Origin of the sequence: Neisseria sp. HMSC056A03 (genome assembly GCF_001815685.1) — a bacterium.
GTDB lineage: Bacteria > Pseudomonadota > Gammaproteobacteria > Burkholderiales > Neisseriaceae > Neisseria > Neisseria subflava.
In genome coordinates this window covers 17,880-40,407 of the sequence record NZ_KV821656.1, presented here as the reverse complement: position 1 = coordinate 40,407, position 22,528 = coordinate 17,880, and the positions used below count along the sequence as shown (strand labels likewise).

The 22,528-nt window shown below is 50.2% G+C and carries 18 protein-coding genes; 9 read left to right on the top strand and 9 right to left on the bottom strand.

Translation table 11 applies throughout. The features are described 5' to 3' along the window. The first annotated feature begins 113 nt into the window (after positions 1–113). Positions 114–3,599, top strand: coding sequence for a chromosome segregation protein SMC (smc, locus tag HMPREF3052_RS09865; protein WP_070749679.1), 3,486 nt, complete (start codon positions 114–116; stop codon positions 3,597–3,599). Between the two features lie 94 nt (positions 3,600–3,693). Here smc and HMPREF3052_RS09860 read toward each other — a convergent pair whose 3' ends face one another. From HMPREF3052_RS09860 to pmbA, 3 genes are all read right to left on the bottom strand, one after another. Beyond that, a complete protein-coding gene (locus tag HMPREF3052_RS09860; RefSeq protein ID WP_070749678.1) occupies positions 3,694–4,203 on the bottom strand; it encodes a cold-shock protein in 510 nt (169 codons plus the stop codon). 154 nt (positions 4,204–4,357) lie between these two features. Beyond that, on the bottom strand, positions 4,358–5,527 hold the full coding sequence (locus HMPREF3052_RS09855; protein WP_070749677.1) for a glycosyltransferase: 1,170 nt from the start codon (positions 5,525–5,527) through the stop codon (positions 4,358–4,360). Between the two features lie 87 nt (positions 5,528–5,614). Further along, on the bottom strand, positions 5,615–6,946 hold the full coding sequence (gene pmbA / locus HMPREF3052_RS09850) for a metalloprotease PmbA (protein ID WP_070749676.1): 1,332 nt from the start codon (positions 6,944–6,946) through the stop codon (positions 5,615–5,617). 124 nt (positions 6,947–7,070) lie between these two features. On the opposite strand from pmbA, the gene yjgA reads away from it, so the two are divergent. The 3 genes from yjgA to HMPREF3052_RS09835 all read left to right on the top strand — a co-directional run bounded on the left by yjgA (position 7,071) and on the right by HMPREF3052_RS09835 (position 10,349). Continuing rightward, on the top strand, positions 7,071–7,592 hold the full coding sequence (gene yjgA, locus HMPREF3052_RS09845) for a ribosome biogenesis factor YjgA (RefSeq protein ID WP_070749675.1): 522 nt from the start codon (positions 7,071–7,073) through the stop codon (positions 7,590–7,592). 102 nt (positions 7,593–7,694) lie between these two features. After that, on the top strand, positions 7,695–9,395 hold the full coding sequence (recJ, locus tag HMPREF3052_RS09840; RefSeq protein WP_070749674.1) for a single-stranded-DNA-specific exonuclease RecJ: 1,701 nt from the start codon (positions 7,695–7,697) through the stop codon (positions 9,393–9,395). 18 nt (positions 9,396–9,413) lie between these two features. Beyond that, entirely contained in the window at positions 9,414–10,349 is a 936-nt protein-coding gene (locus tag HMPREF3052_RS09835) for a DMT family transporter (RefSeq protein ID WP_070749673.1), read from the top strand. 70 nt (positions 10,350–10,419) lie between these two features. Here the strand turns inward: HMPREF3052_RS09835 and HMPREF3052_RS09830 are convergent, their stop codons facing one another. The 5 genes from HMPREF3052_RS09830 to HMPREF3052_RS09810 form a co-directional block, all read right to left on the bottom strand. Then, positions 10,420–11,403, bottom strand: coding sequence for a hypothetical protein (locus tag HMPREF3052_RS09830; RefSeq protein WP_070749672.1), 984 nt, complete (start codon positions 11,401–11,403; stop codon positions 10,420–10,422). Between the two features lie 18 nt (positions 11,404–11,421). Next, complete coding sequence (locus tag HMPREF3052_RS09825; protein WP_070749671.1) at positions 11,422–11,853, bottom strand: lysozyme inhibitor LprI family protein; 432 nt, start codon at positions 11,851–11,853, stop codon at positions 11,422–11,424. 18 nt (positions 11,854–11,871) lie between these two features. Beyond that, entirely contained in the window at positions 11,872–12,300 is a 429-nt protein-coding gene (locus tag HMPREF3052_RS09820) for a lysozyme inhibitor LprI family protein (RefSeq protein ID WP_283126976.1), read from the bottom strand. 29 nt (positions 12,301–12,329) lie between these two features. Beyond that, the gene (locus HMPREF3052_RS09815) at positions 12,330–12,791 is read right to left on the bottom strand and encodes a hypothetical protein (RefSeq protein ID WP_070749669.1); all 462 of its coding nucleotides are present in this window, start codon (positions 12,789–12,791) and stop codon (positions 12,330–12,332) included. Positions 12,792–12,891: 100 nt separating this feature from the next. Continuing rightward, positions 12,892–14,367 (bottom strand): aldehyde dehydrogenase family protein, encoded by a 1,476-nt coding sequence (locus HMPREF3052_RS09810; RefSeq protein WP_070749668.1) that lies wholly within the window; start codon positions 14,365–14,367, stop codon positions 12,892–12,894. A 443-nt stretch (positions 14,368–14,810) separates the two neighbouring features. Here HMPREF3052_RS09810 and adhP point away from each other — a divergent pair, with 443 nt between their 5' ends. Next, positions 14,811–15,854, top strand: a complete 1,044-nt coding sequence (gene adhP / locus HMPREF3052_RS09805) for an alcohol dehydrogenase AdhP (protein WP_083318825.1) — start codon at positions 14,811–14,813, stop codon at positions 15,852–15,854. A 69-nt stretch (positions 15,855–15,923) separates the two neighbouring features. Here the strand turns inward: adhP and HMPREF3052_RS09800 are convergent, their stop codons facing one another. After that, positions 15,924–16,847 carry an RluA family pseudouridine synthase gene (locus tag HMPREF3052_RS09800; RefSeq protein ID WP_070749667.1) on the bottom strand — a complete coding sequence of 308 codons (924 nt, stop codon included), beginning with the start codon at positions 16,845–16,847 and terminating at the stop codon, positions 15,924–15,926. A gap of 342 nt (positions 16,848–17,189) precedes the next feature. Here HMPREF3052_RS09800 and HMPREF3052_RS09795 point away from each other — a divergent pair, with 342 nt between their 5' ends. The 4 genes from HMPREF3052_RS09795 to HMPREF3052_RS09780 all read left to right on the top strand — a co-directional run bounded on the left by HMPREF3052_RS09795 (position 17,190) and on the right by HMPREF3052_RS09780 (position 22,427). Continuing rightward, positions 17,190–19,250: an HsdM family class I SAM-dependent methyltransferase gene (locus HMPREF3052_RS09795; RefSeq protein ID WP_070749666.1), complete on the top strand. Its 2,061-nt coding sequence runs from the start codon at positions 17,190–17,192 to the stop codon at positions 19,248–19,250. 17 nt (positions 19,251–19,267) lie between these two features. Beyond that, a complete protein-coding gene (locus tag HMPREF3052_RS09790) occupies positions 19,268–20,365 on the top strand; it encodes a restriction endonuclease subunit S (RefSeq protein WP_070749684.1) in 1,098 nt (365 codons plus the stop codon). Positions 20,366–20,501: 136 nt separating this feature from the next. Next, positions 20,502–21,797: a histidine--tRNA ligase gene (gene hisS, locus HMPREF3052_RS09785; RefSeq protein ID WP_070749683.1), complete on the top strand. Its 1,296-nt coding sequence runs from the start codon at positions 20,502–20,504 to the stop codon at positions 21,795–21,797. Beyond that, a complete protein-coding gene (locus tag HMPREF3052_RS09780; protein ID WP_070749665.1) occupies positions 21,798–22,427 on the top strand; it encodes a YfgM family protein in 630 nt (209 codons plus the stop codon). It begins immediately after the preceding gene. Positions 22,428–22,528 lie beyond the last annotated feature (101 nt).

Sequence of the window (22,528 nt, the reverse complement as noted above, 5' to 3'; positions counted from 1 at the left end):
CCGTCTGAAACTTCAGACGGCCTTTTTATTTGATTTGAGTTGTCAGATTTTCTCTCAACGTATAAGCGTATTTCCGTTAAAATACGCCTTCTTTTCCGATTCGAAACATTGCCATGCGCCTTACCCACATCAAACTTTCCGGCTTCAAATCTTTTACCGACCCGACCACGATTCATGTTCCGGGGCAGCTTGTTGCGGTTATCGGGCCGAACGGCTGCGGCAAGTCGAATGTGATTGACGCGGTGCGCTGGGTGTTGGGCGAGGCTTCGGCGAAGCAGCTTCGCGGCGAGAGTATGCAGGACGTGATTTTTAACGGTGCGGCGACGCGCCGTCCTGCGCCGAGGGCTTCGGTGGAGCTGGTGTTTGACAATAGCGACCATAGTTTGCAGGGGGCGTGGGGGCAGTATGCCGAGGTGAGCATCAAGCGGCAGCTGACGCGTCAGGGCGAATCGACGTATTTCATCAACAATCAGACCGTGCGCCGCCGCGACATTACCGATTTGTTTCTGGGTACGGGCGTGGGCGCGCGTGGTTATGCCGTTATCGAACAGGGGATGATTTCGCGCATCATCGAAGCGCGGCCGGAGGAGTTGCGCGCCTATATTGAGGAGGCGGCGGGCGTGTCTAAATATAAGGAACGCCGCAAGGAGACGGAAGGTCGTCTGAAAGACACGCGCGAGCATTTGCAGCGTTTGGGCGATTTGCAGAACGAGTTGGCGCGTCAGGTGGAAAAGCTGGAGAAACAGGCGGAAACCGCCGAACGCTACAAATCCCTGACCGCGCAGTTGAACCAGAAACAGGATTTGCTCGATTACGCCCAATGGCAGCAATCGCTTGCCGCCGCCGACAAGGCGACCGCGCAGCATCAGTCTTTGCAGGCGCAGCAGGACGAAACCGCCGCGCAGGTTCAGGCGTTAAACGACGAAGTACACGCCTTGCAGACCGCCGAGCAGGCGCAGCAACAGGCAGTACACGAATTGAGCAACAAACGCGGCGTGTTGCGCGAGCAGATTGCCCGTTTGGAAGAACAAATCCGCCATCAGCAAAACCTGCATCAACGCATCGAACGCGACAAGCAGGCGGCGCAGGCGCAGATGCAGCGTATCCATCAGGAGCAGCAGCAAATCCGCGTACAGCTTGAAGAAAACGAGTTGCAGGCCGAAGAAAAGCAAACCGAATTGGCGGAATGGGCGATGCAGGTTGCCGAACACGAAGAGCGTCTGCCCGAATTGGAAGAAGCCCAAGCCACGCTCAACGCCGCCTTCCAAACCCAGCAGGACGAGGCAAACCGCATCCGCCGCGAACTGGCGTTGAAGCAGCAGCAGCTTGCCCATGCCGAACAAACCGTTGCCAAGCACGAAGAGCGCAAAGGTCGTCTGAAACAGGAAAACCAAGCCCTGAACCTGCCCGACGAAGCGGAAACCGCCGCTGCGCAGGAAGCCGCCGCCTTGTTGCAAAGCCAGCAAGAGCATTACGAAGAACAAATCATTGCCGCCGAAGAAGCCCTACACGCCGCCCGCGAAGCGTTTCAGACGACCTCAAACCGCTTCCAAAGCCTGAAGCAGCAACATATTACCTTGCAGGCGCAGCAGCAGGCGTTGTCGCAAATCCTGTCGCAACAGCAGGAAGCCGCCGACTTCTGGCAGGCAACCGACCACGCCGCCGTGCCGCAACTGTGGCAACACATCACCGCGCCCGCCGAGTGGCAGCACGCCCTGTCCGTCATCCTTGCTGAACGCCTGCACGCCCGCGCCGTGCCGCACAGCTTCGTTCCCCCCGCGCCTTTGCCGCAGGGGCAGGCGGCATGGCTTTCAGACGACCTCTCCGGCGGCATCAAAAAATCCCTGCCCGTACAGGCATTGCTGAACCAAATCCAAGCGCAGCCGCCGTTTCAGACGGCGTTGCACCACTGGCTCGACGGCGTATTGTGCGCGCCCGATTTGAGCTACGCCCTCGCACATCAAAGCGATTTGGGCGCACACCAAATCTGGCTCACACCCGAAGGCCATCAGGTCGATAAAGTCAGCGTCCTGCTCTATGCCAAACCCGCGCAGGAAAGCCTGATTGCCCAAAAAGCGCGCTTCGACGGTATCGCGTCCGAACTGGAAAAACTTGCCCCCGAACTCTCCGCCGCCGAATCCGCGTTCAAACAGGCGGAGGCCGCTGTGCGCTCGTCCGAAGTGCAGCACAAAAACTTGATGCAGCAGCAACAGCAGCACACGCGCCAATACAGCCAAGCGCAGCAACGCGCCGCCGAACTTCTGGCGCGCACCAACCAAGGGCAAATCCGCCGCGAACACATCGAGCGCGAACTGGCGCAGTTGGCAGAAGAGCAGACCGTGTTGCAACACACGTCCGACGGGCTTTCAGACGACATCGTTACTTTGCAGGAAGCCGTCGCCGAACTCGAACACCAACAGCAAACCACCGCGCACAGTCGCCAAGAGCAGCAAGGCCGTCTGAAACAGGCGCAGCTTGCCCTGTTGGAAGCCAACCGCCAATACGGACTGGCCGAAGTCGCCGTTCACAAACTCAATCAGCAAAAACAAAACTACCAACAGCAAATTGCCCGACTCGAACAGCAAACCCTCGACTGGCAGGAACGCCAGCAAGAGCTTGCCCTCGCCTATGAAACCGAGTTCCAAAACGACGAGCAGCACATCAAGCTCGACGAGCTGACCGAAGCCGTGCACACGCTGGACGAAGAATACATCGCCGTGCAGGAAAAACTCGCGCAGATTCAGGAACAGGGCAGGGAGCAATACGCCCGCGTACAAACCCTGCAAACCAAGCTGCCGCAGCTTCAGGCCGCTACCCAAACCGCCCTGTTGCAGCAGCAGGAAGCCCTGATTAACGCCAAACGCTACCATCAAAACCTGACCGAACGCGCTGCCGATTTGGACGCGCTCGAAGCGTTGGCGAAAGAATCGCCGAAAGTATTGAACAGCAGCATCGGCAGCCTTACCCAGCAAATCGAAGCACTCGGCGCCGTCAACCTCGCCGCCCTGCAAGAACTCGAAGAAGCGCGCGAACGCGACGGCTACTACCGCAGCCAAAGCGAAGACGTGCAGGCCGCCATCACCCTTTTGGAAGAAGCCATCGCCCAAATCGACGACAAAACCAAAGCGCGTTTCAAAGAAACCTTCGATGCCGTCAACGGCAAAGTCCAAACCTTCTTCCCCACCCTGTTCGGCGGCGGCGAAGCCACCCTCAAAATGATAGGCGACGACCTCCTGACCGCCGGCGTGTCCATCATGGCGCGTCCGCCCGGCAAGAAAAACAGCACCATCCACCTCCTCTCCGGCGGCGAAAAAGCCCTCACCGCCATGAGCCTCGTGTTCGCCCTGTTCAGCCTCAACCCCGCCCCCTTCTGCCTTCTGGACGAAGTCGACGCCCCGCTGGACGACGCCAACACCTCGCGTTTCTGCAATCTGGTCAAAGAAATGTCGGCGCAAACCCAGTTCCTCTACATCTCTCACAACCGCCTGACCATGGAAATGGCAGAGCAGCTCGTCGGCGTAACCATGCAGGAAAAAGGCGTATCGCGCGTCGTTGCCGTGGACATCAAGCAGGCGTTGGAAATGGCGGAGCCGAATTGAGGTAAGAATAAAGGCCGTCTGAAAGAATGAGGAAGAAATCTATAATTTCATCTTCCCATTTTTTCAGACGGCCTTTTTTGTATTGGATACAGCGTTATTGTTTTGACGCATCATCTTTGGCGCGTTGAGGCTGCCCCGAGCGTTGGTTGCTGCGGTTGACGGCATCGCGCCATGCTTTGCGTTCGGCTTCGATTTTGGCGGCTACTTCGTGAACCATGGTTTCTTGTTTTTTGACGGCTGGCTCTTCCGGTGTGTTGTCGGAAAAGTGGAGGCTGTACCATAAGGCAGCGAAAATGCTGCAGACGAAGATAACGGCAATCAGGCCAACAATGGCTTGCTTGCCGGCGAGGGGTTTTTCGGGGGGAGGGACGAGGATATCGAAGCAGTCGGCGCAATCGAGGGCGAAGCAGACGTTTTCGGCTTCTTTGCGGCCGCGTCGGCCTTCTGTGATGTTGAAGGAGATGTGTTGCCCTTCGGCCGGAAGGCGGGTAAGGGTGGTGAAGGCGGCAAGGGCAAGAAAGATTTCTTGGCCTGTGTCTTCTATGGTAGCGGCGCCGAAGCCGCGTTTGCTGTTCCAGCGAGTAATCGTTCCGTAATAGCGCATAATGTATGTGGGGATATTATTATAGGTAACAGTTTTTCTTTGGACTGATTTTAAATCAAAAAGTTTGGTTATTGTCTTAATTTTACACTAGATTTGTCTTGTTGGAAGAAGACGGGCTGTCTGAAGGATTTCAGACGGCCTGTATGGTTTATGCCTACTTATTAAGCACTTTTTGGAAGGTGTCGATCAGGTGTTGCGCAATGGCACGGCTGCCGAATTGTTGCAGGCAATCTTGGCGTAAGCGGACGGGATCGTATTGTGCATGGTTTTCGTAGAGGGTGAGCAATGCTTTGGTCAGCTCCGGTATGTTTTCGATTGGCACCAGCAGGCCGTTGTCGGATGTGACGATGGACTCGGGGCCGCCGCAGCGTGTTGCGATAACGGGTAAACCTTGCGACAGTGCTTCGATATAGACGACGCCGAAGGTCTCGGTACGGCTGGCGAGGACGAATGCGTTGCTGTGGCGCATGAGGTCTAAGGTTTGGTCGGTGGTCAATGCGCCGGTAAAGGTAACGGCGTGGTTGATACCCAAGTCGCTTGCCAGTTGTTTCAGACGGCCTTCTTCTGCGCCGCCGCCACCGATTTTGAGTTTGAGCTGCGGATGGGTTTTGAGTGCTTCGGCAAAAGCAGGTAGGAGCAGGTCGTGGCCTTTGAGATGGCGCAGATGGGAGACGCTGCAGAAGGTGAAGTCTTGATTGTTCTTTTCGGGGAACTCGAAATCCTGTTCAAAATTGCCGCCCAGCATATTGGGCAGGTATTGCCAGTCTGTACCGGCGTAGGTTTTTTCGAGAATGCGGCAGAAATCACGGCTGACGGCGAACCGGGCTGCGCTGTGGCGCACGGCTTCGTGCATGGACGGCCATTGGTTTTTGCGGACAAGACCGCGTGAAATGGCGCTGCTGTGTTCGGTAATCACATAGGGAATGCCGTATTTTTTGAAGATGGCACAGGCCAAAATGCCGGCGTAGTTGACGCAGTGGGCATGAATTACGTCGGGTTTGCCGTTGTCGGCGATATAGGCTTCAAAAGCTTTCATGCCTGCGTTGACCCAGCGGATGCGGTCGATATCGACAACCGGACAGCGCGGGAAGAAATACATGCTGTCGTAGGCGTAAGTGTTGAGTCCGCCTTGTTGATGGCGGCGCAGGCCGTAGAAGCGCGAGAAGATGGTTTTCGGCTGGCTTCTCAAGTAGCGGAACATGGGCACGACCATGCCGATTTTCATGCCTTCGCGTTGCAGGGCTTGGGCTTGGAGGCGGAAAAAGATTCCGTCCACGTCGGTTTCGGAAGAAGGATACCAAGAGGGGATAACGACAATATGCATGATGTGTTTTTTATGGAAGTAGATAACGGCGAGGCCGTCTGAAAAGAAAAGATATCTTTCAGACGGCCTTTTGTATATTTAGTTCAATCAGTTGCCGGCAACCGTCATTTTTGAAACCAAGATGGAGCCGATTTGGTTGGACGAACGGCGTAATGCGTCGTCTGCCACGCCGATGATGTCGCGGTACATATCCTGCAAACGTCCGGCAATGGTGATTTCCTGAACCGGATAGGCAATGACGCCGTTTTCCACCCAAAAACCGGCCGCGCCGCGCGAGTAGTCGCCGGTAATGCCGTTGACGCCTTGTCCCATTAATTCGGTAACTAGCAAACCTGTCCCCATTTCTTTCAACAGGTCGGCCTGCGTGGCGTGGGTGTGGTTCAGATACAGATTGTGCGCGCCGCCGGCGTTGCCCGTTGTCTGCATGCCGAGCTTTTTCGCGCTGTAACTGCTGAGGAAATAGCCCTCGACGATGCCGTCTTTCACTACAAAACGCGGCTGAGTGGCCACGCCTTCGGCATCGAAATAAGTGCTGCGAAACGAGCGCAGGATATGCGGTTCTTCGCGCAGACTCAGAAACTCGGGCAGCACCTGTTTGCCGATGCTGTCAATCAGGAAGCTGCTTTGACGGTAGAGCGCGCCGCCGCTGAGCGCGCCGATAAGGTGGCCGATTAAACCGACTGCGACGGTAGTGTCAAACAGTACGGGATAGCTGCCGGTCGGTACGCTGCGGCTGTTCAGACGGCGTAAAGTCCGTTCGGCCGCGGTTTCGCCGATGAGTTCGGGCGCGTCCATGTCTTCGTGACGGCAGGAAGAATCATACCAATAGTCGCGCTGCATGCCATGTTCGTCGCTGGCGACCACGCTGCAAGAAATGCTGTGGTGCGTGCTTTGCTGGTGTGCGGCAAAGCCATGGGTGTTGCCGTAGACGTATTGGTAATGGCCGGTATGAACCGATGCGCCTTCGGAATTTTCAATGCGTTGGTCCGATGACAGCGCGGCCTGTTCGCATTGTTTGGCTAAATCGATGGCGGATTCGGTACTCAAATCCCATTCGTGGTAGCGGTCGAGGTCGCCGATGTGGGTTGCCATCAAGGCAGCATCGGCAAGGCCGGCGCAATCGTCTTCGGCGGTATAGCGTGCAATATCGATGGCGGCTTTGACCGTATCTTGCAGGGCGCGTTCGGAGAAGTCGGCAGTGCTGGCGCGGCCTTTGCGTTGGCCGACATAGACCGTAATGTCTAAAGATTTATCTTGTTGGAACTCGATTTGTTCGATTTCGCCCAGGCGCACGCTGACGCTTTGACCGAGCGACTCGCTGAAATCGGCTTCGGCCGAGGTGGCGCCGGATTGTTTGGCCAAATCCAGCGTGTGTCCGCACAAGCGCAACAGCTCGTCCGGTGTGTGGTTAAACAGCATAAAAAGGTTTCCTGACAGGGTTTTGCGGCATTTTAACCGTTTCAGACGGCCTCTGCAAAAATCGCACGGAAAGGCCGTCTGAAAACTGATAAAATAGGCAGATTCAGAAAATCAGGGAAACACAATGTTTGAACAAGAAGACGAATGGGTCAGCAAAACCCAAATGAAAAAGCAGATGAACGATTTGCAGGCTTTGGGTATGGAATTGACCAAGCTCTCCAGCGATACGCTGAAAAAAATCGGCTTGGACGAAGAGCTGTTCGAGGCCATCGCCACCTATAAAAAAATCACGTCCAACAGCGCGCTCAAACGCCAAGCCCAATTTATCGGCCGCCTGATGCGCGATACCGACCCTGCGCCCATCGAAGCCTTTTTGGCCAAACTGCGCGGCGACAATACGGCGCACAATGCCTTTTTGCAACGCGTCGAGCAGGCGCGTACCCGACTGTTGGCAGACGATGGCGCGATTACCCAATTTATGGCCGATTTTCCGCAAGCCGACGCCGGCAAATTGCGCACCTTGATCCGCAATACCAAAAAAGAACAGGAACAAAACAAACCGCCGAAAAACTTCCGCGCGCTGTTCCAAGAAATTAAAGCAGTGATGGAGGCCGGTCAATCCGATGCTTCAGAAGAAGGGCAATAAACCTTAAGGCCGTCTGAAAACCGATTGCAGGTTTCAGACGGCCTCCTCCTTAAAATAAACGCTTCAAAAATATTAATTTTTCTCTATTTAATCCCACACACCATGTCCGTCAAAATCCAAACACGTTCCATTAATCCGACTGTTTTTAACGACTTGCTTACTGCCGGTACCGATCCTTTGATTGCGCGGCTGTGCGCTGCGCGTGATGTGCAAAGTCCGGCCGAGTTGGATGACAAGCTTGCTGCGCTTTTGCCGTATCAAACGCTGACAAACTGCGAAGCTGCCGCCGGCCGTTTGGCAGATGCGATTGAGCGTCAGGAAAAAATCCTGATTGTCGCCGACTATGATGCCGACGGTGCGACGGCGTGTTCCGTCGGTATGAGCGGTTTGGCGGCGATGGGGGCGAAAGTGGATTTCCTTGTGCCTAACCGCTTTGAACACGGCTACGGCTTAACGCCCGAGCTGGCTGAAATCGCGGCAGAGCAAGGTGTGGATTTATTGGTGACGGTGGATAACGGTATCGCCAGCATTGCAGGCGTGGCGCGTGCGCAGGAATTGGGTTTGGATGTGATTGTTACCGACCACCATCTGCCTGCCGAGACCGTACCCGACTGCATCATCGTCAATCCGAACCAAAAAGGCTGCGGTTTCCAAAGCAAAAGCTTGGCGGGCGTGGGCGTGATTTTTTATGTATTGATGGCTTTGCGTGCCGAACTGCGCCGCCGCCATTATTTTTCAGACGGCCTGAAAGAGCCGAATCTGGGCGACCTTTTGGATTTGGTCGCACTCGGTACCGTCGCCGACGTCGTCACTCTAGACCACAACAACCGTATCCTCGTGTCTCAAGGTTTGAAACGGATGCGTTCGGGCAAAATGCGCCCCGGTATCCGCGCTTTGTTTGAAGTGGCGCGACGGGATTGGCGCAAGGCTCAGCCTTTCGATATGGGCTTTGCGTTGGGGCCGCGCATCAATGCGGCCGGACGGCTGGACGATATGTCGGTCGGCATTGCCTGTCTGTTGGCACGAGATGATGCCGAAGCGCAGGAACTGGCGGCTCAGTTAAACAACCTCAATATCGAACGCCGTGAAATCGAGCAGTCTATGCTGCAAGACGCGCTGAATGATTTTCCTGAAACCTTGCCTTCAGGGCAGACGACTTTGGTGGCGTATCGCGACGATTTCCATCAAGGCGTGGTCGGCATCGTTGCCAGCCGCCTCAAAGACCGTTTTTATCGTCCGACCATCGTATTTGCGCCTGCCGACAACGGCGAAGTGCGCGGTTCGGGACGCTCCATTCCCAATCTGCACCTGCGCGATGCTTTGGACTTGGTGTCCAAACGACATCCCGATTTGATTTTGAAATTTGGTGGACACGCAATGGCGGTGGGTTTGAGCATACTTGAACACAATATTCCTGCGTTTCAGACGGCCTTTGAAGAAGCCGTGCGCGAGATGGTGTGCGAAGACGATTTGTCGCAAACCTTCATCACCGACGGCAGCCTGCCTGCCCGCGATATTACACTGGAACAGGCGCAAAACCTTGCCCGGCACGTTTGGGGGCAGGGCTTCGCGCCGCCGAGTTTTACCGACGAATTTCATGTTGTCCGCCAGCAGCCTTTGGGCGCGGAGGGCAAACACAAAAAAGTCTGGCTGCAAAAAGACGGCTACGAATTTGAAGCCATGTTTTGGCGTTGCAGCGAAGACATTCCCGAATACATCCGCACGGTGTACCGCCCCGTTGCCAACGAATGGCGGAATAATCTCGAATTGCAGCTTTATATCGACTACTGGGAAGCCGCGTAAGCAAAGGCCGTCTGAAAAATGAAGAAACAAAAACCTTGGCTCGGCTTTTCATTGGCGCTGCTTGCCACCATGACTTGGGGCTCGCTGCCGGTCATCGCCCAACAGGCCTTAAAAGCCGTTGATGCACCCACTTTAGTGTGGGTGCGCTTTTTAGTGGCTTCGCTGGTGTTGTTTGCGTTGTTGGGGCTGACCGGCAAGCTGCCGAGGCCGTCGGAATTTTCCAAGCAAACCTTGTTTTTATTGGTGCTGGGCATTATCGGTATTTCCGCAAACTTCGTACTTGTTGCCATGGGTTTGCACTATATTTCGCCGACAACCACGCAGGTGTTGTGGCAACTCTCGCCCTTTACCATGATTTTGGTCGGCGTTGGCGTGTTTAAAGAAGCCTTTACTCATTGGCAAAAAATCGGCTTGATGCTTTTGCTGACGGGTTTGGTCATGTTTTTCAACGACAAATTCGGTGAACTTTTCAGCTTGGGCAGCTACGCGGTCGGCGTGATGATGGCGGCTTCGGGCAGCATGATTTGGGTGTGCTACGGTGTGGCGCAAAAACTTCTGTCCAAACATTTCAATTCGCAACAAATCCTGCTCATGATTTATTTTTGCAGCAGCTTTGTTTTCCTGCCGTTTGCCGAACCGTCGCAAATCGCCCATATCGGCAATCCGTTTTTATGGGGCTGCTTTATCTATTGCTGCCTGAACACGCTGATCGGCTATGGTTCATTCGGCGAAGCACTCAATCATTGGGACGCTTCAAAAGTCAGTATCGTAACCACGCTGATTCCTGTATTCACCATGATATTTTCCACCGTCGGCCATCATCTCGCCCCCGATTATTTTGCCGCTTCGGATATGAATATCGTCAGCTATGTGGGTGCCATGGTGGTTGTGACCGGGGCATTGCTGGCTGTGGCCGGAGAGAAAGTAATGGGGCTTTTTTTGAGAAAGATATAAAGCATTTATTGCGAAACAGAATAAAGCAAGGCCGTCTGAAACAGGTTTCAGACGGCCTCATGTGGAGCGATTAGCCGAAAGACCGCCCACCAAATTCCCTTTCCGCAGGATTCTGCTGCACAGAAATTTCCCTCGCTGCCGTTTGTTGCCGTTCCTGTTCCATTCTTTCCTGTACTTTTGCATTGAAAGCATCAACAACTTCACGGTTCTCCGCCAAAACCTGTTTGGCGAAAGAGCCGTCCTTATCATTGAGCAAGCCTTGAACCAAGGCATGGAATTTATCTGTTTGGGTTCGCGGTTTTTCGCGGGTCGGAGCGGTAACGTCCTCGATGTGTTTGTCTCTGCGACGGGCATCGGCGGGATGTTTGACACCGTAAGCCGTATTCATACGGAAGTTTTTTAAATCTTCCATATCCAGTTTGCCTTCGACTTTGACCTGTCGTCCTCCCGGCAGCCTTACTCCGTTATCTTCTTTACTCTGGCTGAGGAACTCCTCCAAAGCTCTGTTTACTTTTCCTCCATATTGGTTGCCTATATCGGCAATAAAGACTTGTGCCTGCATATTGGATTGCAGGAATTTTTTATTTTCGTTATTTTTAATATCAGAAATAACTTGATTGACGTCTTTAACTTTTTTATCAAGAACTTTATCGTAATTCTGATTGATTAACGAGATACCCGCTTCGGAAGCCAAAGCCTGATTCAATTTCGGTTTCAAATTTTGATACACCTGTTTGTCTTCGGCAGACATTTTATTGAACGGCTTGTATAGATGAATTTGCATCTGCTTTATTTCATTATCGGAAATAAAACGGTTGCCTTTTGAGTCTGTTGCTTCTCGCGCAATCTGTTCTAATAATTTTTGTCCTTTAACATTGCTGCCTATGTCGTATTGGATGGGGCCGAAACTCGGACCGCTGGAAGCCTTCTCCGCATTCGATATTTTGTATGCGCCGTGCCCACCCGACAATTCGTTTACCATCATTGCCTGATGGATATAGTATTTTAAACCGTCTTCCGGTTTCAAATGGTCTCCGCCTGTAAAGCGACTCATATCAGTCTCCTAAAAAAATTAAAAACGTTCCAATGCCTTCAAATGAAGTTGTGTTTGTTCGATATAACACATATAAAAAACTCTGTCCGCCGGTGATTTTAAATCAGTCGTTACCGTCGGATCATCACAGAGTTCGTCCCGATAAGCCTCCCATTTTGAGCGGACGCTTGTGAAATACTGTTTGGATAAACCGTGCAGTTTTTTGTCTTTGGTGGCAGCCCGCCTAAATAAATCTTTATATTTTGTGTTCAATTTGCCTTCGAATTCCCTTGATGTAAGCCTCAAACAATCTTCATCCATTTGGTCAACAGGTTCGGGACAAAGATTCTTTTCCTGTTTTGGTTTAACGGCATTTGCAGCTTTTCCAGACGACCCTGCCGCACCGACACAGGCGGCGGATGTCATTATTGCCAGCAACGGCAGAATGTAACGGATTTTGTGTTTCGACATATCAGTCTCCTAAAAAAATCAAAAACGTTCCAATGACTTCAAATGATGTTGTGTTTGTTCAATATAACACATATAAAAAACTCTGTCCGCCGGTGATTTTAAATCAGTCGTTACCGTCGGATCATCACAGAGTTCGTCCCGATAAGCCTCCCATTTTGAGCGGACGCTTGTAAAATACTGTTTTGTCAAGCCATGAAGTTTTTGGTCTTTGGCAGCGGCACGTCGAAATAAATCTTCGTACTTCTTATTTAATGCAATTTCAAAATCTAATAGGGTAAGCCTCAAACAATCTTCATCCATTTGGTCAACAGGTTCGGGACAAAGATTCTTTTCCTGTTTCGGTTTAACGGCATTTGCAGCTTTTTCAGACGGCCCTGCCGCACCGACACAGGCGGAGGATGCCATCATGGCCAGCGGCGGCAGAATGTAACGGTTGTTGGATTTCAATATATCAGCCTCCTAACTATCTATCAGCTTTATAAAGAATTTTCAAAGCGTTCCAACGCTTTCAAATGGTTTAAATTCTGCTCGAATCTGCAAATACGGATGTAGCGTCCTGCAAGAGGACGAACTTTCGTCGCAACGGATGGGTCTGAACACAGCATTTCTGTATAACTTTCCCAATTCTTACGGATAGTCAAAAAATATTCTTTGGATACTCCATTCAATTTGGGGTCTTTTGAATCGATACGGTGCAGCAGATTTTCGTATTTCTTATTCAATTGCTTTTCCAACCTCATACTGAAAATATCCACACATTCATAGCCTTGTCTGTCTATGTCTTTCATCATGCTTTGGGGGCAAATATCCTTACTGTCCTGTTTTTGCCTTGTTACCTTTGGAACAGCTTTTTTAGATGGCTCCGCCGCACCGACACAGGCAGCAGATGTCATTATTGTCAGCAACGGCAGAATATAACGTGTTTTGTGTTTCGACATAATTTATCTCCTAAAAAAGTTATTGTGTAATTAATAGGGCAGTTTGAAAAGTTTTCAAACTGCCCTATCATGTTCAAACCGCTATCATGCGAACATTCAATCAATAGAAGCCTTCGCGTTCTTCACGGGTGCTGATGTAGATGTTTTTCACTTGGGTGTAGGCGGAGAGCATCATTTTGTGGGTTTCGCGGCCGATACCTGAAGTTTTGTAGCCGCCAAACGGCGCACCGGCAGGCAGGCGGTTGTAGCAGTTTACCCAAACGCGGCCGGTTTCCAATGCGTTGGAAACGCGCAGGCAGCGGTTGATGTCGGTACTCCACACTGCGCCGCCCAAGCCGTATTCGCTGTCGTTGGCCATTTTGATGACGTCTTCTTCGGTTTTGAATTTAATCACGGTGGCAATCGGGCCGAAGATTTCTTCTTGGGCAACACGGGCTTCGTTGCTGCTGGCTTCAATCAAAGTAGGCTCGACAAATTCGCCTTTGCTCAATTCGCCTTCGATTTTTTTACCGCCGGTAATAATGCGGCAGCCTTCCTGTTCACCGATTTTGACGTATTTCAAAATAGTCTCGAGTTGACCGGCGTTGACTTGCGAACCCATTTGAGTGTCGTCTTCCCAAGGCAGGCCGACTTTGATTTTTTTGAATTCTTCAGCCAACGCATTGACGAATTTGTCGTAAATGCCTTCTTGTACAAAAATGCGCGAACCGGCGCAGCACACTTGGCCTTGGTTGAACAAAATACCTTTTTGCGCGCCTTCGAGGGCTTTGTCGAAAGGCATATCGTCGAAGAAGATGTTGGCAGATTTGCCGCCCAATTCCAAAGTGGACGGAATCAGCAATTCGGCGGAGGCAATACCGACGCGGCGGCCGACTTCGGTTGAGCCGGTAAAGGCCAGTTTGTTGAAGCCTTTGTGGTGCAGCATGTATTCGCCGGATTTGGAACCGCGGCCGGTAATCACGTTCAACACGCCTTTAGGCAGCAAGTGGTTGATTTTTTGAGCGAGGGACAACAGGCTCAATGAAGTGCTGGAAGAAGGGTGGATGACGATGGTACAACCTGCGGCCAATGCCGGAGCGATTTTCCATGCGGCCATCAAGAATGGGAAGTTCCAAGGAATGATTTGGCCGACAACGCCGATCGGTTCGCGCAGAACGATGGACAGGTCTTCGGCATCAAGTTGGGTCGCAGTACCTTCTTCGCCGCGGATCACGCTGGCGAAATAGCGGAAATGGTCGGAGGCCAAAGGCACGTCGGCAGCGCGGGTTTCGCGGATGGGTTTGCCGTTGTCCAAGGTTTCTTGCAGGGCGAACAATTCGGCGTTTTCGTCAATCACATCGGCGATTTTGTTCAAAATGGCCGCGCGTTCGGCAGTCGTGGTTTTACGCCATGTTTTGAACGCTTCTTGCGCAGCGGCTACGGCAGCATCGACATCGGCATCGGTTGCGTCGGTAAATTTGGCTAACAATTCGCCGTTGGCAGGATTGTATGAATCCAAAAGCGCGCCGGGTTTGGTCCACACGCCGTTAATCAAAAGGCCGTACTCTTTATCAAACACATTTAAATCTTTTGCCATGATGCTGTCTCCTTGGTTGTCTTCTTGAGATTTCGGACGTATCTCCAACGTCGTCTGAAAATAGAATAGTATTTTTTCTCTTTCAGTTCAAGCACTAAAAATGATAACATTCTCAAAATTCCAAATATGTAATTTTCTAAAATAGGAAATCCAATCCGATAAGGCTTGACCCCGCATGGAAATGAAGCGGGTTTGTTAATGTATTTAAAGTTTTCAGACGACCTTTTTTACATGATGCGTGTAAGAATTTTTCAGCGTTTTAGCGGGCATATTTTCATACAGACAAAATGTTATGGTATAACATTTTATTTCTTATTTTTCAAAAAGATAGGGTGTTGACACGGCGAAATGAAGGGGAGTATTCTCATTTAGAGGAAAGGCGTTATTCCGATTCCGCCTGTCCCACCATTTACGGATTTCTGACGAATGCCAAGGAGAACACCATGAAAATGCATGCTGTGGTAGTAAATAAAGATGTAGCAGGTGATGTAGAAGTTGTTGAACGCGAACTGCGTCCGCTGGAATACGGCGAGGCGTTGGTGGAAGTCGAGTATTGCGGCGTGTGCCACACCGACTTGCACGTTGCGGCAGGCGATTACGGCGACAAACCAGGTCGCGTGTTGGGACACGAAGGCATCGGTTTGGTTAAAGAAGTTGCTGACGGTGTGAAAAATCTGAAAGTTGGCGATCGTGTCAGCATCGCATGGCTGTTCCAAAGCTGCGGTTCTTGCGAATACTGCAATACCGGCCGCGAAACCTTGTGCCGCTCTGTATTGAACGCAGGCTATACTGCCGACGGCGGCATGGCGACCCACTGTATCGTCGATGCGGACTACGCCGTTAAAGTACCCGACGGTCTTGACCCTGCGCAAGCTTCGAGCATTACTTGTGCCGGTGTGACCACTTATAAAGCGATTAAAGTTTCCGGCGTCCGTCCGGGTCAATGGATTGCCATTTACGGTGCGGGCGGTTTGGGTAACTTGGGTGTCCAATACGCGAAAAAAGTATTCGGCGCACACGTCGTCGCCATCGACATCAACGATGAAAAACTGGCATTCGCTAAAGAAAGCGGTGCAGATTTAGTCATCAACGCCGCCAAAGAAGACGCAGCCAAAGTGATTCAGGAAAAAACCGGCGGCGCACATGCAGCCGTTGTTACCGCCGTATCTGCCGCCGCGTTCAACTCTGCCGTGGACTGCGTCCGTGCAGGCGGTCGCGTCGTTGCCATCGGTCTGCCGCCCGAATCTATGGACCTGTCCATCCCGCGTCTGGTCTTGGACGGCATCGAAGTGGTCGGCTCTCTGGTCGGTACCCGTAAAGATTTGGAAGAAGCATTCCAATTCGGCGCAGAAGGCTTGGTTGTGCCTAAAGTCCAGTTGCGTGCTTTGGATGAAGCGCCTGCCATCTTCCAAGAAATGCGCGAAGGTAAAATTACCGGTCGTATGGTGATTGATATGAACAAAGAGTGCAGCTGTATTCATCACTAATCAAATGATTTTGTGACAAAAAGGCCGTCTGAAACTTTTCAGACGGCCTTTTTTATTGGATTGGATAACTTAAAGTGCAAAATCGCTTTCAAATGCGCGGATTTCTCCGCTGACAGGATCGGTAAATTCTATTCTTTTGGCCAGAAGTTTTAAAGGTCTGTCGTAGTCTTCATCACCGGCCGCCAAGGGGTTAGGGTAAAGCGCATCGTTCATCAGCGGCATATTCAAACTCATCATATGCACGCGGAGCTGGTGTTTCTTTCCGGTATGCGGCGTGAGGCGGTAGAGGCTGAATGCACCGCGGTTTTCGATAAGTTCGATGGTTGTGTGGGCGTTGGGTTCGCCTTCCGTTTCACGCGTGAGAAAGAATTTTTCGCCGCGTTCCATTCGTGACGAAAGATCCAGCGGATAGTCCAAATCCGTCCGCGTCGGCGCCACCGCTTCATAGGTTTTTTGTACGGTTTTTTCTTGGAACATGGTCTGATAATCACGACGCGTGGCAGGGTTGAGCGAAAGCAGCATAACGCCTGCCGTATCTTTGTCCAAGCGATGAATCGGCGTAATGTCTTCAACATTCAAATGCTGCAATTCAGACCGCAAACGCAGGCGCGTGAGCAAGGTTTCCCGCAAAAATCTGCCGCTGGGGATGACGGGCAGAAAATGCGGTTTGTCCACCACAATCAGGTGCTCATCAATATGCAAAATCTTTTCTTCAAACGGAATACGCGGCTCGCTCTCACGGCTGGTTTCACGGTAATAAAACATCGTCTTGCCGGGTTCGAACAAGGTATTCTCATCAAACGGCACGCCATCCGCGCCCACCACAAAACCGCTGTTCAGCCGCCGCCGCCAGTTTTCTTCGCCGACAAAGGGAAAATGAGCGCATAAAAAATGCAGCAGCGGCAAGCCGTAAAACTGCTTTTCATGCGGCAAAACCAAGTAGCTGGGTTTGACACCGTCTAAAAGGGGTAGGGGATTGGTACGTTTTTTCATGCGGCGGATTGTACTCGGTTTTTAGGGTTTTTTCAGACGGCCTTTTGATTGCTATTGACGCGATATTGCACTTTTTATCATGATTTTCGTTGTAGATGGAAATCTATCTTTTATAAAGGACAACCTGTTGTAAAGTAGGAAAACTGTATTTTTTCAGGAAGAATAGGAACGACATCTTTTCCGGATTTGATATTGCAAACAGATTAACTATTCAAGTTAAAGGTTGTTTGAAAATTTTGAGGATGGTTTTCAAACGACTTTAGTAGGAATAAATCAAGCATGAAAGGGGCGAGTATATTATCATAGCGGTTGTTTACACATTTCATATGTCGGATAAAACCAATGACCCAAGCAAGCAAAAAATCCAACAAATCCATTGAACCCAATATCGCTGATCTTGCTAACGGTTGGCTGAAATCCTACAAGCTCGATTACAGACTTGAACAAGCAAGCCTCAATACTGAAATTGACAAAGCCTTAGACGACTATTATTCCAAAAACGGTGGCACCGGCGGAAACCGTCCCGATGTGAAGCTTTTGCTACAAAGCAGTAAAAACGGGCGTTACTATCCCGTGCTTATCGAATATAAAGGTCATAAAGACAAACTGGAAAAACTTGATGCTGATGGTAATGTCGAAAACCGCAACGCTAAAAACGAGCCAATTTTCAAAAACATCAACGGCTATGCCGTAAACGGCGCGGTACATTACGCCAACGCCGTACTGCACCATACCAGTTACACTGACATCATCGCCGTCGGCATGACGGGCTACAAAGACGAGCAGGGAGAAATTCGTCATGAAATCGGCGTGTATTATGTGTCTAAAAGCAATTTAGGCGTAGGGCAGCGCGTCGGCGATTTTGACGACTTTTCATTTCTAGCAGCAGAACACTTTGAAGATTTCATCAGCCAAGTTGAAGAACTCTCGCTCACGCCCGAAGAATTGGACAGGCTCAAAGAAAAGCGTGAAAAAGAAATTGATGCCAGCCTAACCAAGCTCAACAACGACATCTACCAAAACGAAAAAGGCCTAGGTGAAAACGACCGCGTCTATCTCGTCGCCGCCGCTATCATCGCCACCATCGGCATACCCGGAAAAGTTGCGCCTCTGGAAAAATCCGACCTCAAATCATCAAACGAACGCGGCTGGAGAGACGGCGATATCCTTGTGCGCAAAATCGAGTCTTTCTTGGAAGAAAAAGCTCTACCCAAAGAAAAGAAAGAGATGATTTTACGCACATTGTCCAATACTCTTCTGACCGAAAATATCAATAAAGTTCACAGTGGCGAAACCCAATTAAAACGTGTCTTTACCAAAATTGTCGATGACTTGGGCATCTACTACAAAATCGGGCTGACTACCGATTTTACTGGCAAGCTCTTTAACGAAATGTACTCATGGCTGGGCTTTACTCAAGATAAGCTCAACGACGTGGTGCTGACCCCATCTTATGTCGCCACATTACTTGCCAAACTTGCCCGCGTTAATAAAGATTCCTATGTTTGGGACTTTGCCACAGGTTCAGCCGGGCTGTTGGTTGCTGCCATGAATGAAATGCTGATAGATGCTAAAAACAGCATAGATTCCCCACAAGAACTACGAGAAAAAGAAGCACAAATCAAAGCTGAACAGCTTTTGGGTTTGGAGTTGCTTTCTAACGTCTATATGCTTGCCATTTTGAATATGATTCTGATGGGCGACGGTAGCTCTAATATCTTAAACAAAGACTCACTGACCGATTTTGACGGCAAATACGGCTTCGGTAAAACCGACCATAAATTCCCCGCTGATGCCTTTATCCTTAATCCTCCGTATTCTGCCAACGGCAACGGCATGAACTTTGTTGAACGTGCATTGAACATGATGGAAAAAGGCTACGCCGCCATCATTATCCAAAATTCCGCAGGTTCAGGAAAAGTCCGCGAAATTAACAGGCGGATTCTGCAAAACAATACTCTGCTTGCTAGCATAAAAATGCCTCTTGATTTGTTTATTGGTAAATCCAGCGTGCAAACTAATATTTATGTTTTCAAAGTAGGCGAACCGCATGAGAAAGACGAAACTGTTAAATTTATCGATTTTTCAAATGACGGTTATACCCGTACCAACCGCAAAAAAGCCAGCAATAATCTCAAAGATACTGGCAATGCACGAGGTCGTTATGCGGAATTGGTAAATTTAGTCCGCTTCGGTAAGAAGAAACTCAATATTTTCAGCGAGAAAGAGTATTACGAAGGCACGATCAATCCGAAAAATGGAGCGGACTGGAACCAATCTGCTCCAATTGACACAAAGCCGACGCTTGATGATTTCAAAAAAACCGTCAGTGACTATCTCGCCTGGGAAGTTTCCAATCTGTTAAAACGCCAAAATAAGGAAGATGATACTCTGGGAAAGTAGATATCCACTTGACTGAGATGCTGAATGAAGTTGAGTGGGGAGAGTTTAAACTAGGAGATTTATTTGAAATCAATCCGACAAAATATTATCGGCTGAGTAATGAAGAAATTATTTCAGTAAATGGTACTGTACCTTTGGTTTCAAATTCTTCCGTGGATAATGGAGTAATGGGATTTTCCAAGCTGCCGGCAAATAATATAGGAAATACGATAACTTGTTCTGATACAACGATTGGTGCGGATACAATGTTTTATCAAGAGAAGGCCTTTATCGGTTATTCGCATATTCAACATTTTGTCCCCAAGCCTATAATGGCAAGATTCAACAGGGCAATTGCACATATAATCATTACGGCAAGCAGAATTGCGACAACCAAAAAATATGATTACGGAGTGAAATTTAACAGAAAGGAGATGCGTTCTACAAAAGTTCATCTTCCCATCAAAAATGGTCAAATAAATCTTGACTTTATGGAAAATTTCGTGGCCGAGCTGGAAGCTCGGCGTTCCGCCGAGCTGGAAGCCTACCTTTCAGCCGCAGGGCTGAAAGATTATCGGCTGACGGCAGAAGAAAAGCAGGCGTTGGCGGCTTTTGGACAACGAAAGTGGGCAAAATTCAATCTTGAAACCTTATTTGGCAATGCCACACGCGGTAAACGCCTAAAAAGCGATGACAGAATTTCAGGCTGCCTGCCATTTGTCACCGCAGGCGAAGCGGATACGGGCATTTCCGCCTTTATCGGGAATCCGGTTCACCGTTTCAAAGCCAATACTGTTACGATAGATATGTTTGGTTCGGCAAAATACCGTAATTACGAATACGGCGCAGACGACCATGTAGCAGTCGTGCATACCGATGAATTGGAAAAAATGGCGGTGTTGTTCATTACTTCCGCCATCCATAAGGCAGCATATACGGGAGAGTTCCACTATGGGCGGAATTTCTACGCCAAAGACGCAGATAATCTGATGATTAATTTACCTGTAGAAGACGGCGAACCTGACTACGCTTATATGCAAACTCTAATTTCCGCCGTGCAAAAACAAGTCATCAAAGACGTGGTGCGCTATGCCGATGAAAAAATCGCTGCCACCAAAACGGTAACAGCAAGGTAAACCCGTTTAAAATTGAAGACCGTCTGAATGCGAAAACCGATTTTCAGACGGCCTTTTGATTTGTTCCCAACCTCACAAACCCTTAAAAATCAGCTATAATGCCCAACTATTTGATTTTCGCTTATCCCATATTGAAATGGCACAAAAAATTCAATCTGTAAAAGGTATGAACGACCTTTTACCTGTCGAACAAAAAGATTTCAAACTGACGGCTGCGTTTTGGCAGGCGTTTGAAGATACGGTCGGCCGTTGGACACGCGCTTACGGCTATCAGCAAATCCGTACGCCGATTGTCGAGCAAACCGGTTTGTTTGTCCGCTCCATCGGCGAGGAAACCGATGTGGTCGGCAAGGAAATGTACACCTTCTCCGATTCAAACGATTCTTTGAGTTTGAGCCTGCGTCCTGAAGGTACGGCTTCTTGTCTGCGTGCTGTGGTCGAACACAACCTTCTGTACAACAGCCCGCAAAAGCTGTGGTATATGGGGCCGATGTTCCGCCGCGAGCGTCCGCAAAAAGGCCGTTATCGTCAGTTCCATCAGGTCGGTATCGAGGCTTTGGGTTTTGAAGGGCCGGATATCGATGCGGAAATCATAGCGATGTCTGCCGACTTGTGGGAAAAATTGGGTATTCGTGAATATCTGACTTTGGAAATCAACAGCTTGGGCAACCGTGAGGAGCGTGTGGCACACCGTGCGGCATTGGTTGAATATTTGACCCGCTATGAGGCGCAACTGGATGAAGACAGCAAACGCCGTCTGAAAACCAATCCTTTGCGCGTTTTGGATACGAAAAACCCTGATTTGCAGGAAATCTGCAACGCGGCGCCGCGTCTGGTGGATTACTTGGGCGAGGCTTCGCAAAACCACTATGCACGCTTCAAGGTGATGTTGGATGGTTTGGGTATTCAATATATTGAAAATCCGCGCCTGGTCCGTGGTTTGGATTATTACAATCAGACGGTTTTTGAGTGGACGACCGACAAACTCGGCGCGCAGGCGACTGTGTGCGGTGGCGGCCGTTACGATGGTTTGATTGAAGAACTTGGCGGCAAACCTGCGCCGTCTATCGGCTTTGCAATGGGTATTGAGCGCCTGCTGCTTTTGGTGAACGAATACGGCTCGCTGGAAGTGAACGCTGCGCCTGATGTCTATGCAATGCACCAAGGTGAAGGTGCGGACTTGCAGGTGATGAAATACGCGCAAGCCTTGCGCGCTCAAGGTTTCAATGTGATGCAGCATTCCGGCTATCAGAGCCTGAAAGCGCAAATGAAAAAAGCAGACAACAGTGGCGCACGCTTTGCCCTGATTGTGGCTCAGGATGAGCTGGCAAACGGTACGGTTACCCTGAAAGATATGCAGGGCAAACACGAACAACAAACCGTTGCCGCCGCTGATTTGACAGACACTTTACAACAATGGAAGAACGCATAAATGGCAGCCCATTTGGAAGAACAACAAGAGTTAGACAACTTTAAATATTTTTGGAAACGCACCGGCCGTTGGATCTTTGCCTTGCTGATCGTGGCGGCTTTGGGGTATTTGGGTTACACCATTTACCAAGGCCAAAAAGCTTCAAAAGATCAGGAAGCCGCTGCCGTATTGGCGCAAATGGTGGAAAAGGCGCAGCAAAAAACCGACCCCAAAGCCATCAACGCCGATTTGGCCGAATTGCAAAAAAACTATCCTGATTCTATTTCGACAGCCCAAGCCACTTTGATGGTAGCGGCAACTGAGTTTGATGCCGGCCGTTATGATGTGGCGGAAGGTCATTTGAATTGGGTGCTGAAAAATCAAAACGCACCGCTGGTTCAAGCTTTGGCAGCGCAGCGTTTGGGCGTTACCCTGTTGCAGCAAAAAAAATACGATGCCGCCATCAATGCCCTGAATACTCAGGTTGAGGCTGATTTCGAGCCTTTGATGCTGGAAACCAAAGGCGATGTTTACGTTGCCCAAAATAAAACCAAAGAAGCCGTACAAAGTTACGAAGCTGCTTTGAGCAAATTGCCGCAAACCGCCGTGGGCCGCGAATTGCTGCAAATGAAAATCGACAGCTTGAAATAAGTTTTTTTGAAATCAAGGCCGTCTGAAGTTGCCATGACTTTTCAGACGGCCTACACTTATCCTTATCAACCGTGTTTTTAAAACACCTGCTTGTGTTCCGC